The organism is Variovorax sp. S12S4 (genome assembly GCF_023195515.1).
In the GTDB taxonomy this organism is placed as follows: domain Bacteria; phylum Pseudomonadota; class Gammaproteobacteria; order Burkholderiales; family Burkholderiaceae_C; genus Variovorax.
Genome location: NZ_JALPKR020000002.1, coordinates 482,066 through 496,169 on the forward strand (window position 1 = coordinate 482,066; position 14,104 = coordinate 496,169).

General features: G+C 67.0%; 14 protein-coding genes. 7 read left to right on the forward strand and 7 right to left on the reverse strand.

The window, feature by feature from the left end; translation table 11 throughout:
* Positions 1 to 282 precede the first annotated feature (282 nt).
* The 3 genes from M0765_RS02615 (at position 283) to M0765_RS02625 (ending at position 2,852) form a co-directional block, all read left to right on the forward strand.
* Positions 283 to 1,308, forward strand: coding sequence for an ABC transporter substrate-binding protein (locus M0765_RS02615; protein ID WP_258501862.1), 1,026 nt, complete (start codon positions 283 to 285; stop codon positions 1,306 to 1,308).
* A 56-nt stretch (positions 1,309 to 1,364) separates the two neighbouring features.
* A complete protein-coding gene (locus M0765_RS02620) occupies positions 1,365 to 1,889 on the forward strand; it encodes a nucleoside deaminase (protein WP_258508090.1) in 525 nt (174 codons plus the stop codon).
* A 132-nt stretch (positions 1,890 to 2,021) separates the two neighbouring features.
* Positions 2,022 to 2,852 carry an urease accessory protein UreD gene (locus M0765_RS02625; RefSeq protein WP_258501863.1) on the forward strand — a complete coding sequence of 277 codons (831 nt, stop codon included), beginning with the start codon at positions 2,022 to 2,024 and terminating at the stop codon, positions 2,850 to 2,852.
* A gap of 13 nt (positions 2,853 to 2,865) precedes the next feature.
* Here M0765_RS02625 and M0765_RS02630 read toward each other — a convergent pair whose 3' ends face one another.
* Entirely contained in the window at positions 2,866 to 3,738 is an 873-nt protein-coding gene (locus M0765_RS02630) for a LysR substrate-binding domain-containing protein (RefSeq protein WP_258501864.1), read from the reverse strand.
* Between the two features lie 108 nt (positions 3,739 to 3,846).
* On the opposite strand from M0765_RS02630, the gene M0765_RS02635 reads away from it, so the two are divergent.
* The 4 genes from M0765_RS02635 to metC all read left to right on the forward strand — a co-directional run bounded on the left by M0765_RS02635 (position 3,847) and on the right by metC (position 8,418).
* Positions 3,847 to 4,437 (forward strand): mercaptosuccinate dioxygenase, encoded by a 591-nt coding sequence (locus M0765_RS02635; RefSeq protein ID WP_258501865.1) that lies wholly within the window; start codon positions 3,847 to 3,849, stop codon positions 4,435 to 4,437.
* Positions 4,438 to 4,524: 87 nt separating this feature from the next.
* Positions 4,525 to 6,111 (forward strand): rhodanese-like domain-containing protein, encoded by a 1,587-nt coding sequence (locus M0765_RS02640; RefSeq protein WP_258501866.1) that lies wholly within the window; start codon positions 4,525 to 4,527, stop codon positions 6,109 to 6,111.
* Positions 6,112 to 6,169: 58 nt separating this feature from the next.
* Entirely contained in the window at positions 6,170 to 7,180 is a 1,011-nt protein-coding gene (locus M0765_RS02645) for a Bug family tripartite tricarboxylate transporter substrate binding protein (protein WP_258501867.1), read from the forward strand.
* Positions 7,181 to 7,215: 35 nt separating this feature from the next.
* The gene (gene metC / locus M0765_RS02650) at positions 7,216 to 8,418 is read left to right on the forward strand and encodes a cystathionine beta-lyase (RefSeq protein WP_258501868.1); all 1,203 of its coding nucleotides are present in this window, start codon (positions 7,216 to 7,218) and stop codon (positions 8,416 to 8,418) included.
* A gap of 16 nt (positions 8,419 to 8,434) precedes the next feature.
* Here metC and M0765_RS02655 read toward each other — a convergent pair whose 3' ends face one another.
* The 6 genes from M0765_RS02655 to M0765_RS02680 all read right to left on the reverse strand — a co-directional run bounded on the left by M0765_RS02655 (position 8,435) and on the right by M0765_RS02680 (position 14,028).
* Positions 8,435 to 9,268 (reverse strand): alpha/beta hydrolase, encoded by an 834-nt coding sequence (locus M0765_RS02655; RefSeq protein WP_258501869.1) that lies wholly within the window; start codon positions 9,266 to 9,268, stop codon positions 8,435 to 8,437.
* Between the two features lie 33 nt (positions 9,269 to 9,301).
* Complete coding sequence (locus M0765_RS02660) at positions 9,302 to 9,649, reverse strand: DUF1161 domain-containing protein (RefSeq protein WP_258501870.1); 348 nt, start codon at positions 9,647 to 9,649, stop codon at positions 9,302 to 9,304.
* A 152-nt stretch (positions 9,650 to 9,801) separates the two neighbouring features.
* Positions 9,802 to 10,221, reverse strand: coding sequence for a sel1 repeat family protein (locus M0765_RS02665; protein WP_258501871.1), 420 nt, complete (start codon positions 10,219 to 10,221; stop codon positions 9,802 to 9,804).
* A 132-nt stretch (positions 10,222 to 10,353) separates the two neighbouring features.
* On the reverse strand, positions 10,354 to 11,619 hold the full coding sequence (locus M0765_RS02670; protein WP_258501872.1) for a glutamate carboxypeptidase: 1,266 nt from the start codon (positions 11,617 to 11,619) through the stop codon (positions 10,354 to 10,356).
* Positions 11,620 to 11,746: 127 nt separating this feature from the next.
* Positions 11,747 to 11,953, reverse strand: a complete 207-nt coding sequence (locus tag M0765_RS02675) for a YbdD/YjiX family protein (protein ID WP_258501873.1) — start codon at positions 11,951 to 11,953, stop codon at positions 11,747 to 11,749.
* An 8-nt stretch (positions 11,954 to 11,961) separates the two neighbouring features.
* A complete protein-coding gene (locus M0765_RS02680) occupies positions 11,962 to 14,028 on the reverse strand; it encodes a carbon starvation CstA family protein (RefSeq protein WP_258501874.1) in 2,067 nt (688 codons plus the stop codon).
* Positions 14,029 to 14,104 lie beyond the last annotated feature (76 nt).

Genomic DNA, 14,104 nt, shown 5'->3' on the forward strand with positions numbered 1-14,104 from the left:
ATTTCCTGCCGCGGGGCTGAACGCTTCTACTCTGCGCCACTTGTCATGCAAATTGCGCGCCCGCATTGTGGCCCGGGCCGGCGCAGCCTCCAAGCACCCGATGGCAATGCCCGAGCAAAAGACCGTGGCATGCGGCTTGGCATGGCTCGTGCATGAACTTGCGCAAGAGTAGAAGCGTTCAGCAGCGCACGCACCACCGTTGTGCGCCCGCCCGGAAATTGCTCTTGAAGTGCCTCCTGCCTTGGCGGGAGGGTTCAAGACCCGAGAATTCCGAGGCCCCACATGCAACGTCGATTCTTTCTTGCGGCCAGTGCCGCCACCCTTGCCGCCCCTGCCGTCTTTGCCCAAGGCGGCGGCAAGCTGATCCCGCTCAAGTTCACACTCGATTTCCGCATCAACGGCCAGACCGCGCCCTTCTTCCTCGCGCACAGCAAGGGCTACTACAGGGACGAAGGCCTGGACGTGACCATCGACACCGGCGCCGGCTCGGTCGCGTCGATCACGCGCATCGCAAGCGGTGTCTACCAGATGGGCCTGGGCGACATCAGTTCGCTGGTCGAATTCAATGCGCAGAACCCCGGCACCCCGATGGTGCAGGCCGTGTACCAGTACTACAACCGCGCACCCTTCGTGATCATCGGCCGCAAGGACCGCGGGGTGACCGGCGACTTCAAGAGCCTGGCGGGCAAGAAGGTGGCCGCGGCGGCCGTTGAATCGACCCGCCGCGCGTGGCCGATGGTGGCGCGCAAGCAAGGCATGCGCAGCGATGCGTTCCAATGGCAGACCACCGACTTCAGCGCGCGCGACAACGTGATGGTGCGCGGCGACGTCGATGCAGCCACTTACTTTCACGATTCCGCCATTTCGCTCTTCGCGCGCATGAAGGCCGAGGAACTGTCGGTGCTCAAGTATTCGGACGCAGGCGTCGACCTGTACGGCAACGCCATTCTTGCGAGCAGCAACCTCATTGCGCAGAACCCCAAGCTGGTTGCAGCCTTTCTGCGCGCCACCAACCGCGCCATCGTCGAGACCTTTGCCAACCCGGCGCCCAGCATTGCGGCCATGCGCCAGCGCGAACCCATCCTCGACGAAAAGATGGAGCTCGAGCGCTGGGGCGTCACGGCGCAATACGTGGGCGCCGCAGACACGCGGGGCCACGGCCTGGGCGACATCAGGAAGCTCACGCTCGAGCAGCAGGTCGACGAGGTCGTCGACGTATTCGGCCTCAAGGTCAAGCCCGCGTCCGACGCCATCTTCAACACTTCGATGCTGCCATCGCGGAGCGAACGTACCCTCTCCAAGACATGAGCCAAGACATGAGCCAAGACATGAGCCAAGACATGAGCCAAGATATTACCCAAGGCATGAACATCAGCAACAGCCACACCGTACCCCCTGAAGAAACCACGCTCGACGAGCGGGACGAGCGCTACCTGCGCAAGGCCATCGTCTGGTCGCATGCGGCGCGCCGGCGTGGCAACCGGCCCTTCGGATCGGTCATCGTCTCGGCCGCCGGCGAGGTGCTGGCCGAGGCCGGCAACAGCAACACCGAAACCGGCGACTGCACCGCCCATGCGGAGGTGAATGCGCTGCGCGCGCTGGCCGGGAAAGGCCTCACGCGCGAAGAGCTTGCGGGCGCCACCATCTATGCATCGGGCGAGCCCTGCGTGATGTGCGCGGGTGCCATCTTCTGGTCGAACATCGGCCGCGTGGTGTTCGGCATCGACGCCGAGCGGCTGCGCGTGTTCCGCGGCGAGCGGCAGGATCAGCGCGATGCGGAGCTGTCGTGCCGCGATGTGTTCCGCGCGTCGCCGCACCCAATCGAATGCATCGGCCCGGCGCTGCTCGACGAAGCGAGTGCCGCGCATGACGGAGCGTGGGGGGTCTAGGCTCGCCCCCAGTCTTCGCGCACTGCGTGTCGCTTCGCCAACCCCCTACCGGGGGCAACACCTGAGGCCCGGCGAAGCCGGTTCCTCGGTGTTCCGCGCGAAGAAGACCGTGCGGGCGAATAGACTCGTTGGATGTCCTGGCACGCCCATCTTCATCTCGACTACCGACAGGAAACCGCCCGCAGCGTCGCGCGCTTTCGCCATGACGGCCCGCTGCGCATCCTGCAGAGCCTTTACCCCGAGGGAGACGCGATCTGCCACAACGTGCTGGTTCATCCGCCGGGCGGGCTGGTGGGCGGCGACACGCTGGACATCGACATCGAGGCGGCGGACGGAAGCCACGGGCTGATCACCACGCCGGGTGCTTCGCGCTTCTATCGCTCCGAAGGCGAGCTGGCGCTGCAGCGCACGCGCATCCGGCTTGCCAAGGGCGCGCGGCTCGAGTGGCTGCCTCTGGAGGCCATCTGCTACAGCGGCTGCCGGGCCGAGAACCGGCTCACCATCGAGGCCGAACCCGGCGCCGAGATGATCGGCTGGGACGTGACCGCGCTCGGGTTGCCCAACGCCAATCAGCCCTTCGAGCGCGGCACCTATCTGCAGCACATCGAAGTGCCCGGCGTCTGGCTGGAGCGCGGGCGTATCGATGCGGCCGACCAGCGGCTGCTGCAAAGCCTGCTGGGCTTCGGCGGGCATCGCTGCATCGCGTCGCTGTTCTTCGTGTCGGGCACGCCGGCCGCGCGGGCGCGGCGCGAGACGCTGCTTGCGCTCGCGCGCGAGGCCATCGATGCGCACGGCCTGCAGGAGAGCGCTGGCGTGACGAGCCCGCATGCGGAGATCGTCGTGCTGCGCGTGCTGGCGCCGGTGGTCGAGCCCGCGATGCAGCTGCTGCGGCAGGTGTGGCAGGCCTGGCGCGCCGAGCTGTGGCAGCTGCCCGCGAGCTCGCCGCGCATCTGGGCCACCTAGCCCCACCAAGGGTTCAGGCCGGCATGTCGGTGCGCGGCAGCCGCAGGTGCTTCTTCAGCGTCTCGAACACCTGCCGCGTGACCGGGTTCACCACGTGGCTGCGCACGTACAGGTAGTAGGCCAGGTCGGGCAGGCGCGGCATGCCGTCGCCCGCGCCCAGCACGCGCAGGCCCGCGTCGAGCTGCTCCACGCCGCGCGCCGTCACGCCGAGGCCCGCGCGCAACGCGGCCTTGATGCCGATCAGGCTCGACGAGGTGTAGCGCGGTGTCCAGGCCACGCCCGCGGCATCGAGCGCCTCGTGGCCGATGCGGCGGAAGATGCTCGGGCCATCGGCCATGATCAGCGGCACCGGCTTGGCCGGATCGTGCACATAGCTCGCGGCGCAGAGCCACACGGTCGGTGAATTGCGCAGCACCACGCCATCGAACTGCGGATCGGCGCGGTTGGAGATGATCATGTCGACCTCGCCGCTCTTGAGCGAGGTCATGAGGTAGGGGCTGCGGCCGATGTGGATGTCGAGCTGCAGCAGCGGAGAAGTGCGCGCCACCTCGGACAGCAGCAGCGGCAGCATGGTCTCGGCCACGTCGTGCGGTGCGCCGATGCGCAGGTTGCCTTCGAGTTCGCCCTGCCGGAGGCTGCGCAGCGCCTCGTCGTTGAGCGCGAGCAGGTGGTGCGCATAGGTCAGGAGCCGTTCGCCATGTTCGGTGAGGCGCTTCTGCCGGCCCTGCTTGGCGAAGAGCGGGTGGCCCATCTGCTCTTCGAGCCGCTGCATCTGCTGCGTGATGGCCGACTGCGTGCGCCCCAGGTGCACGGCCGCCGCAGCAAAGCTGTGGTGGCTGACGACGGCCGCGAAGGAGCGCAGCAGTTCAAGATCGAGCGTGGGCATACATTAATTTTATTGATGTATTTCTTGCGCCGGCTGGATTGTCGGGTCACACCCCGGTCACTACAGTGAATGCACACCAAGACACGCATCCTCACTGGAGAACCCTGCATGAGCACCCTGTCCGACCAACGCCGCGAGGCGGTCGCCGCGTCCATTGCCCGGATGAAGAAAGCCATTGACGGCGCTGAACCGACCCGCGAAAAGCTCGATGCGGTGCTCGACGCGCTGCAAGGGCTGGCTGCGCGCACCGACTACTGGGGCGCCGCCGACTTTCCTGCGCCCGAGGCCGGCGAGCACCAGGCCCGCTACCTGATTGCCGAGGACCCGGACCAGAGCTACGCGCTCTACCTCAACGTGATGCGGCCGGGCAAGAAGATCGTGCCGCACAACCACACCACCTGGGCCTGCATTGCCGCGGTGGAAGGCACCGAGCACAACCGCGTGTACGAGCGGCGCGACGACGGCTCGGTGCCGGGTGTCGGCAAGCTCGAGGAAACCGCGCTGGTCGTGGTTGCGCCCGGCAAGGGCATCGCGCTGATGCCCGAAGACATTCACTCGGTCGAGATCCAGGGCGAGCAGGTCATTCGGCACCTGCACATGTACGGCCGCGCGCTCGAAACGCTGAACCAGCGCACCGCGTACGACTTGGCGGCCGGCACGTACCAGACGATGGGCATCGGCGTGCAGACGCGCCGCTAGACCCCTTTTTCAACTTCGTCTTCTTTCATGCGGGCCGTGCAGAACGCGGCCTCGCAGGACCGCGTTCGTCCCAACGGCTCGCTTCCCATGACCTCTTTCATCGATCCGAAGACCCTCAAATCCTGGCTGCACGACGGCGGCGAGATCGCGCTGCTCGACGTGCGCGAGCACGGCCAGTACGGCGAGGCGCATCTGTTCTACGGCATTCCCCTGCCCTTCAGCCGGCTCGAACTCGACGCACCGCGACTCGTGCCGCGCCGCAGCTTGCGCGCGGTCGTGTATGACGACGGCGACTGCGATGTGGCCGAGCGCGCCGCCCGCCGGCTTGCTGCGCTGGGCTACACCGGCGTGCATGTGCTGCAGGGCGGCACCCGCGCCTGGAAGATCGCGGGCCATGCGCTCTTCGCAGGCGTCAACCTGCCTTCGAAGACCTTCGGCGAGCTGGCCGAAGAGGCCTATCACACGCCCCGCGTGAGCGCCGACCAGTTGGCCGAGATGCTGGGGCGCAAGGAGAAGGTGGTGGTACTCGACGGCCGGCCGGTGAGCGAGTTCCACAAGATGAACATCCCCACGGCCACCTGCTGCCCCAACGGCGAGCTCGCCTACCGCGTGCGCCGGCTGGTGCCCGACACCACCACGCCCATCGTCATCAATTGCGCGGGCCGCACGCGCAGCATCATCGGCGCGCAGACGCTCATCAACCTGGGTCTTCCCAACCCCGTCTATGCGCTGGAGAACGGCACGCAGGGCTGGTACCTGAACGACCACGCGCTGGAGCACGGCGGCACGCGGCGCTATGCAGCGGACAGCGGCAACACAGATCTTCGGCCGGCCGCCAAGGCGCTGGCCGAACGCTTTGGCGTACCCACAGTGAGCGCGCAGACCGTGCGTCAATGGGCCGGCGATGCCAGCCGCACCCTGTTTCTCTGCGACGTGCGCACGCCCGAGGAATTCGCGGCCGGCACGCTGCCCGGCGCACAGCACACGCCCGGCGGGCAATTGATGCAGGCCGGCGACCAGTACGTCGGCGTGCGCGGCGCGCGGCTCGTGCTGTTCGACAACGACGGCGTGCGTGCGCCCACCATTGCGCATTGGCTGCGGCAGATGGGCCACGAGGCGAGCGTGCTCGAAGGCGGGCTAGCGAGTGGGCTGTCGCTCGCGCCCGCCGCTGCGCCGGCAGCACCTGCGCTGTCGACGATCGACGCACAGGCGCTGTCCGCCCGCCTCGCGCAGGGCGACGTGGCGCTGGTCGACCTGCGCCCGAGCATGCAGTTCCGTGCCGGCCACATCCCGCAGGCGCGCTGGTCGATACGCCCGCGCCTGGCCGACGACCTGAAGAACGAAACCCGCCAGCTCGTGCTGGTGGCCGACGACGATGCGCTCGCGGCCTGGGCCGCGGCGTCGGAGCTGGCCGGCCTCTCGCACGCGCCGCTGCTGCTTGCAGGCGGCATGGCCGCATGGCGCGGCGCCGGGCTTCCAGTGGAAGCCACGCCCGCCCTGCCCACCGATGCGGACTGCATCGACTACCTGTTCTTCGTGCACGACCGCCACGACGGCAACAAGGAAGCCGCGCGCTGCTACCTGGCCTGGGAGACCGGGCTGGTGGCGCAGCTCGATGCGCAGGAGCGCTCGGCTTTCAGGCTGCCTGTCGCTTCCGAGAGTCCGCACGCCTAGTCCCGCTTGCTCTTCCTCATCCGTGCGCCGTTGTCAGTTCCTTTCCAGGAGTCCCGTCATGTCGTCTGCCCATCGCATTCCGAGCCTTGCCCGCCTTTCCGTCGCTGCCGCATGGCTCGCGGCCATGGCCCTGCAGCCTGCCTCGGCCCAGCCGCTGCCGGCACGCGACGGCTTTCCGTCGCAAACGGTGAAGTTCGTCTCGCCCTTTCCCCCAGGCGGCGGCAACGACGCCACGGCCCGGCTGGTGACCACGCGGCTGCCGGAAATCATGGGCCAGGCCGCGGTGGTGGACAACCGCGGCGGCGCGGGCGGCAACATCGGCGCCAAGTCGGTGGCCGAGGCCAGGCCCGACGGCTACACGGTGCTGACCTCGCAGGTGTCGATCATGGCGGTGAACCCTTCGCTCTACTCGGCGCCCGGCTTCGATCCGCTGAAGAACTTCATGCCGATCACGCAGATCAACGCGGCGCCGCTCGCGCTGGTGGTGGAAGCCAATTCGCCCTACAAGACCTTTGCCGACCTCGTCACGCGCGCCAAGGCGAGCCCCGGCAAGGTCACCTATGCCACGCCGGGCAATGGCACGCTCTCGCACATGGTCGGCGTGGTGCTGCAAAAGAACAGCGGCGTGGACATGACCCACGTGCCCTACAAGGGCGCCGGCCCCGCGCTCACCGACCTGCTCGGCGGGCAGGTCGATGTGCTCGTGACCTCGACCTCCTCGGTCGCGGGCATGGTGCAGAACGGCAAGCTGCGCGTGCTTGCCGTCACCAGCCCACGCCGCATCGGCGTGTTCGCCAAGGTACCCACGCTCGAGGAACTGGGCTACGCCAATGCCCGCTTCGAAGACTGGTATGGCTTTTTCGCGCCAGCCGGCACGCCGCCCGAGCGCGTGGCCTACCTGAACGAGGCCATCGTGCGCACGCTGCGCCTGCCCGAAGTGACCAAGCTCGTGAACGACGGCGGCAGCGAGGTGGTGGCCAGCACGCCCGAAGCCTTTGCCGCGCAGCTGCGCCAGGACATCGACCGCTGGTCGGGTATCGTCAAGCTTTCCGGCGCGAAGGCGGATTGACGCCCCATAGGGGCCCGCGCTCGCTGAAACACACCATGTCCGATTCGCCCAAAGATCCCGCAGACCAGTCCCTCGACACCCGGCTCGTCCACACCGGCAAGGCCCCGGCCTACTTCGGCGGCTCGCCGGTCAACACGCCGCTGGTGCGCGCGAGCACCGTGCTGTTCGACAGCGTGGCCGCCATGCGCGACACGCGCGCGCGGCGCGATGGCGAGCGCGCCTTCAGCTACGGCGCACGCGGCACGCCCACCACCTTCGCGCTCGAAGACGCGGTGAGCGAACTCGAAGGCGCCCACCGCACGCGCCTTTTCCCCACCGGCCTTGCCGCCATCGGCATGGTGCTGCTGTCGTACCTGAAGCCCGGCGACCATGTGCTGATGTCGGACAGCGTGTACGAACCGGCGCGCAACCTCGTGCATTCGTTCCTCGATCCCTATGGCATCCGCTGCACCTTCTTTGCCGCGGACGGCAGCGGCATCGAAGAGCTGTTCGAGCCGAACACCAGGCTCGTGTATGCCGAGTGCCCAGGTTCGCTGGTCTACGAGATGTGCGACCTGCCCAGGCTGGCCGCACTGGCCCACGCGCGCGGCGCGCTCCTGGCGGCGGACAACACCTGGGGCTCGGGCGTTCAATACCGGCCACTCGCGCTGGGCGCCGACATCTCGCTGATGGCCGCCACCAAATACCTCTCGGGCCATTCGGACGTGATGATGGGCACCGTCGCCACCACGCGCGAGGCCTGGCAGCCGCTCAATGAGCGCTGCGACGCCTTCGGCATGACCGTGAGCCCCGACGATGCCTGGCTGGTGCTGCGCGGCATGCGCACGCTGTCCGCCCGGCTGCAAATGCACGAGCGGCATGCGATGGAAGTGGCGCACTGGCTGGAGGCACGGCCCGAAGTGGCAGCGGTGTTCTGCCCCGCGCTGCCGCAGCATCCGGGCCACGGCCTCTGGAAGCGCGATTGCCGTGGCACCAACGGGCTCGTCTCGTTCGAGCTGCAGCCGGGCATCGAGGACGCTTCGGTCGATCGCCTCGTCGATGCGCTGTCGCTGTTCGGCCGGGGCTCGTCGTGGGGCGGCTACGAGAGCCTGGTGGCCTGGGCCAACATGCGCGCAGCGCGCAGCGTGACCGACTGGAGCCGGCGTGGTGCTGTCATTCGACTGCACGTGGGGCTCGAAGCGCCCTCGGATCTGCTGCGCGATCTTGAATGTGGCTTTGCGGCCCTGGGTGCCGGCTGAAGGCGCCTCCAGCGGCTCAGGCTGCGACCGGCTCGGGAAGGATGGCCGTCAGCGCGAAGTCGACAAGGTGGAGCCAGGTTGCTTCGAGGCCCATGATGCTGTGATGGTCGGAGCCGGGAACGGTCTGCACCGAGATGGGCGTCGGCCATGCGGCGATGAGCTTCTGCGAGCGCTCGGGCAGCACCACGTCGTCATGCTCGGCCAGCAGCACCTGGGTCTTGGCGGCCACTTCCTTGCAGTGCGTCAGTGAATCGAAGCGATGCCGCAGCAGCAGCGCAAGCGGCACGAGCGGAAAGCGCCTCTTGGCCACTTCCAGCATCGAGTCGTAGGGCGTGACCAGTTGCAGGCTGGAGAACTCCTGCTGCGCCACCAGCTGGATGGCCACGCCCGTGCCCAGGCTTCGGCCGACCACGTGCAGGCGCGCCTGCGGAAAGGCCTTGCGCAAGTGGCGGGCGAACTGGATGGCGTCCGCAACCGACGCGATCTCGGAGGGATGGCCCTGCGAATCGGCCACACCCCGGTAGTTGACCGCGGCAAAGCCGAAACCTTCCGGTAGCCAGTGCAATGCCTGCGCGGTGGCGCGCACGTCCTCGCCCCGCCCGGCAAAGTAGATGAAGAGGTCTTGCAGTGCCTCTTCGCCATGCGGGTGATAGACATACCCGCGCACCATGCCGCCCGGCACCGTGTGCGAGTAGGTGGAAAAGTCGTCGGACAGATGAACGACGGGCAGCTTTCGGGCGTTGAACAGAATGTGCCCCTGGCGTGTTGCCAGGAGCGTCCAGTACGCGGCGATGCCGCCAATGGCAGCGGCCGACGCCGAGAGTGCAATGCGGAAGGCTTTGGATGACAAGGTTTTCTCCGGAAGAGGCTTTACGCCGGGCGGCTACTTCTTGCAGTCGCCACCGACGGAAACCGTGCCGTCCTTGCATTCGGTCAGGATGCGTTCGTCGGCCGCGCGCGGGGGCGCGCCGTTCGAGGCGGCTTCCTGCGCGGGTGATGTGGGCGATGCACCTTCGCGCTGGTAAACGATTTTCTTGCTGCCGAGCTCGCAGCTGCCCACCACCTGGCCGCTCGCCTCTGCATTCGCATCGACGGTGGCTACGGTAAACCGCGTGACGCCGGCCGCGGCAATCTTCGCTTCGATCTGGGTACGCAGTGCTTCGCAGTTTTCAGCAGCAGCGTTGGCGGTGCCTGCCGAAGCAAGCGCGATGTAAATCAACCAGGGTTTCATGATGAGTCTGTCTCGTACCGTGGGTACCGAGGGGTTTGCGAGCCAAGAGTCTAGCCCCGCATTTCCGGAAGAAGCATCCTCGCACACGCTCTGGTAACCGCAGGTCACGGCCGCCAGGATGCAGACTCATCCGTCAACAACTTGTTCGAAGCCTATTCGCAAGCGCTTCTGCCCGCCGGAGACTGGCGCAGCCTGTTCAGAAAGATGAGCTGGCTCTTCGCCGTATCGCTGCCCTGCGACGCCGCCTTCATCATCCAGCCGCGGGCCTCGCAGCGGTCTGCCTTGACGGCCGATCCGTAGAGCGTGGGCCCTGCCAGCAGCACCATGCCCAGCATCTCCTGCGCCTCGGCACTGCCCTCTCCAGCAGCCTGCCGGAGCTCATCGAGCATGGTGCGGTAGTCGCGGGCCGTCTGTGCTTCGAGTGCCAGCTGAAACCGCTGCTCGGCATGCAAGACGATCTTCGGTTCCGCCGGCTGCGCCGCGGAGAGCGCCGCCGTCAGGCAAAGGCCGCCGGCCAGCACGATGCGCCAGCGCAGCGACCAGCTTGCGATTTGATTCAATTCGGATGCCATATCGATGTTCTCCACCGGTTGTTCGGGTGAAGGGCATCGTGGCAGCAAGCGCTTGCAAAAAGAAACTGGAATTCACACAGGCAGGCTCAGGCAGTGCCTGAGTCCGTGCCTTGGTCAGCAATCTATGACGCTTCAGTTGGCGCTCAGGTCCATCAGCATGCGCGACAGCAGATAGAGCCGTGGCACCACGCTTTCGACCTCTGCGTACTCGTCCGGCGTGTGGATGCCGCCGCCCACAATGCCGAAGCCGTCGAGCACCGGTACGCCCACTCCGGCCACCAGGCTTGCATCGGCCGCGCCGCCGCTGCTTTCAATGGTGAGCTTCTTGCCGATCTCGGCGTAGATGCCCTCGGCCATGGCCACGAGCTTGTCCGACGCAGGCGAACGCGGCATCGGCGGCAGGCCGCGGATGAGCCGAACGCGCACTTCGGTGTCGGGAATCAGCTTGTTCTGCGAGATGCGGACCAGGTCCTTCTCGACCCGGTCGAGCTCTTCGGGCGTGGCGGCGCGCACATCGCCCCTGGCGCTTGCGGTGGCGGGAATCACGTTGGTCGGCCCGTTGGCATTGAGCACCGTGAAGTTGACCGTGGTCTTCTTCGCCGCATCGCCCGTCTTCGCCAGCTGCAGCACCTGGTGCGCCACTTCCATCGCCGCATTGCGGCCCGCTTCGGGCGCAACGCCCGCGTGCGAGGCGAGCCCCTTCACTTCGATGAGCGCCGTGGCCGAGCCCTTGCGCTCCACCACGAGTCCGTCGGCCGGGCGGCCCGGCTCGAGGTTCAGCGCCACGTCATGCTGCTTGGCAATGCGCTCGATGAGCGCGCTGGTGCCCACCGATCCCACCTCTTCGTTCGTGTCGATGAGGAAGGTGATCTGCCCATAGTCCTTGAAGCCGATCTTCTGCAGGATCTTCAACGCCTGGAGCCCGGCGACCACGCCGCCCTTGTTGTCCATGACGCCGGGGCCGTAGGCGCGCCCGTCCTTGATGTAGAACGGCTTGGCCGCGGCCGTGCCTTCCTTGAACACCGTATCGATGTGGGCGAGGATCAGGATCTTCTTCTTGCCCTGCCCGGTGATCGTGGCGACCACGTTGGTGCCGGGATGCGGCTCCGCCGGAAAAGTCTCGATGCGCGCGTCGAGCTTGCGCAGTTCGGCAACGACGATTTCGCGCACCTTGTCGAGCCCCTCGGTGTTGGCCGAGCCGGAGTCGATGTTGACCATTTGCTCCAGCAGCTTCAGCGCTTCTTCCTTCTGCTGCGTGGCCGCATCCAGCGCACCCTGGTGCGGCTTCTGCGCCATGGCGGCGCCAGCGAACAGCGCGCAAGCCAGTACTGCGCCCTGGCAGGCAGTGCGCAATGGCGCGGGTTTGGTGAAGTGATTGCGCTTGTGAAGACGAGTCATGGAATCCGTTCTGTTGTTCGTTCGAAGTTGGACGAAGGAAAGCCCGCTGGCGCGGGCTCCCTCAGGCTATCACCCGCTTTCCGCGCGGGTCAAGCGAACAAAACACGGACGGACCGGATTTCGCGGCCTAGCAGCAGCGGCCCTTGCCTCCGCCGTAGCGCGCTTCGAGACGCTCGCGGAAGAAGGCCTCGTAGCTCATCGGCGGCTGGTCCGGATGCGTGGCCGACATGTGGGTCAGGTAGGCGTCGTAGTCCGGCAGCCCGACCATGAGCCGCAGCGACTGCTTGAGCGAGCGGGCAAAGTAGCGCCCGGCTTCCGGCAATGCAAGGGCCATGGCTGTGCTCAGCGCGCGGCCGATGCGGCCATCGGTTCGAAAGGCGTTTCTTGCGCGGTCGGCCGGCTGGCCGCGCGCGCGGCAAGGCAAGCCTTGATGCTGTACACCAGCACGCTCAGCACCACGAACATGAACAGCGCGCACAGCGCGGCGTCGAGCCGGTCGTTGAAGACGATGCGCGACATGGCCTCAGGCGTCTTCGCGGGCGCCACCAGCACGCCGTTGGCCAGGCCTTCGGTGTACTTGGCCGCGTGCGAGAGAAAGCCGATCTTCGGGTCGGGCGAGAAGATCTTCTGCCAGCCGGCCGTGAGCGTGCAGGCCAGCAGCCATGCGGCCGGCGCAATGGCCACCCACGCATAGCGCTCGCGCTTCATGCGGAACAGCACCACCACGCCGAGCAGCAGCGCCACCGCGGCCAGCATCTGGTTGGAGATGCCGAAGAGCGGCCACAGCGTGTTGATGCCGCCCAGCGGATCGACCACACCCTGGTAGAGAAAGTAGCCCCAGGCCGCCACGCACAGCGCCGTGGCAAACAGGTTGGCCGGCAGCGAATCGGTGCGCTTGAGCGCGGGCACGAAGCTGCCCAGCAGGTCTTGCAGCATGAAGCGGCCCGCGCGGGTGCCGGCGTCCACGGCCGTGAGGATGAACAGCGCCTCGAACAGAATTGCGAAGTGGTACCAGAAGGCCATCATGGCCTGCCCGCCGATCACCTGGTGAAGGATGTGGGCCATGCCCACGGCCAGCGTCGGCGCACCGCCCGCACGGCCGAGGATGGTGGTTTCGCCCACGTCCTTGGCGGTTTGCAACAGCATCTCGGGTGTGACCACGAAGCCCCAGCTCGAAATGGTTTGCGCCGCCTGCTGCGCAGTGCTGCCCACCAGCGCGGCCGGGCTGTTCATTGCGAAGTAGATGCCCGGCTCGATGCACGAAGCCGCCACCAGCGCCATCACCGCCACGAACGATTCGGCCAGCATGCCGCCGTAGCCGATGAAGCGCGCATGGCGCTCGTTGTCGAGCATCTTGGGCGTGGTGCCCGAAGAGATCAGCGCGTGGAAGCCAGACACCGCGCCGCACGCGATGGTGATGAACAAAAACGGGAACAGGCTGCCCGACCACACCGGACCGTTGCCCTGCGCAAACTGCGTGACGGCCGGCATCTGCAGCGTGGGCATGACAAACACGATGCCGATGGCCAGCGCGATGATGGTGCCGATCTTCAAGAAGGTCGACAGGTAATCGCGCGGCGCCAGCAGCAACCACACCGGCAGGCTGGCGGCCACGAAGCCGTAGCCCACGAGCATCCACGTGAGCGCCTTGCCGTCGAAGGTGAAGAGCGGTGCCCATTCAGGGTTCTGGCTTACGGCCTGCCCGCCGAAGATGGCAAGCATCAGCAGCACGAAGCCGATCAGCGACACCTCGCCGATGCGCCCCGGGCGAATGAAGCGCAGGTACACGCCCATGAACAGCGCCACCGGAATGGTGGCCGCCACCGTGAAGGTGCCCCACGGCGATTCGGCCAGTGCCTTCACCACGATCAGCGCCAGCACCGCGAGGATGATGATCATGATCATGAAGGTGCCGAAGAGCGCGATCATCCCGGGCACCACGCCCATCTCCTGCTTGACCAGGTCGCCGAGCGAGCGGCCGTCGCGCCGCGTGGAGATGAACAGGATGATGAAGTCTTGCACCGCGCCCGCGAACACCACGCCCGCCAGCACCCACAAGAGGCCCGGCAGGTAGCCCATCTGCGCCGCGAGCACCGGGCCCACCAGCGGCCCCGCACCGGCAATGGCCGCAAAGTGGTGGCCGAACAGCACGTTCTTGTCGGTGGGCACGTAGTCGAGCCCGTCGTTGTGGCGGTGCGCCGGCGTCTTGCGGTTGCCGTCAAGCACCAGCACCTTCTCGGCGATGAACAGGCTGTAATAGCGGTAGGCGATCAGGTAGGTGCAGATCGCGGCGGTCACCACCCAGAGGGCGTTGACGCTTTCGCCGCGCGTCAGGGCGACGGTGCCCAGCGCAAAAGCGCCGAGCACGGCCACGGCTAGCCACACCAGGTGGCGGCGGATGCTGTGCATGGGAATGTCTCCTGGAATTGAACCCGGGAGTGTTCCGCGTCGGCCCCGAGCCCGCATCCGTCGCACCGCGCGGGCT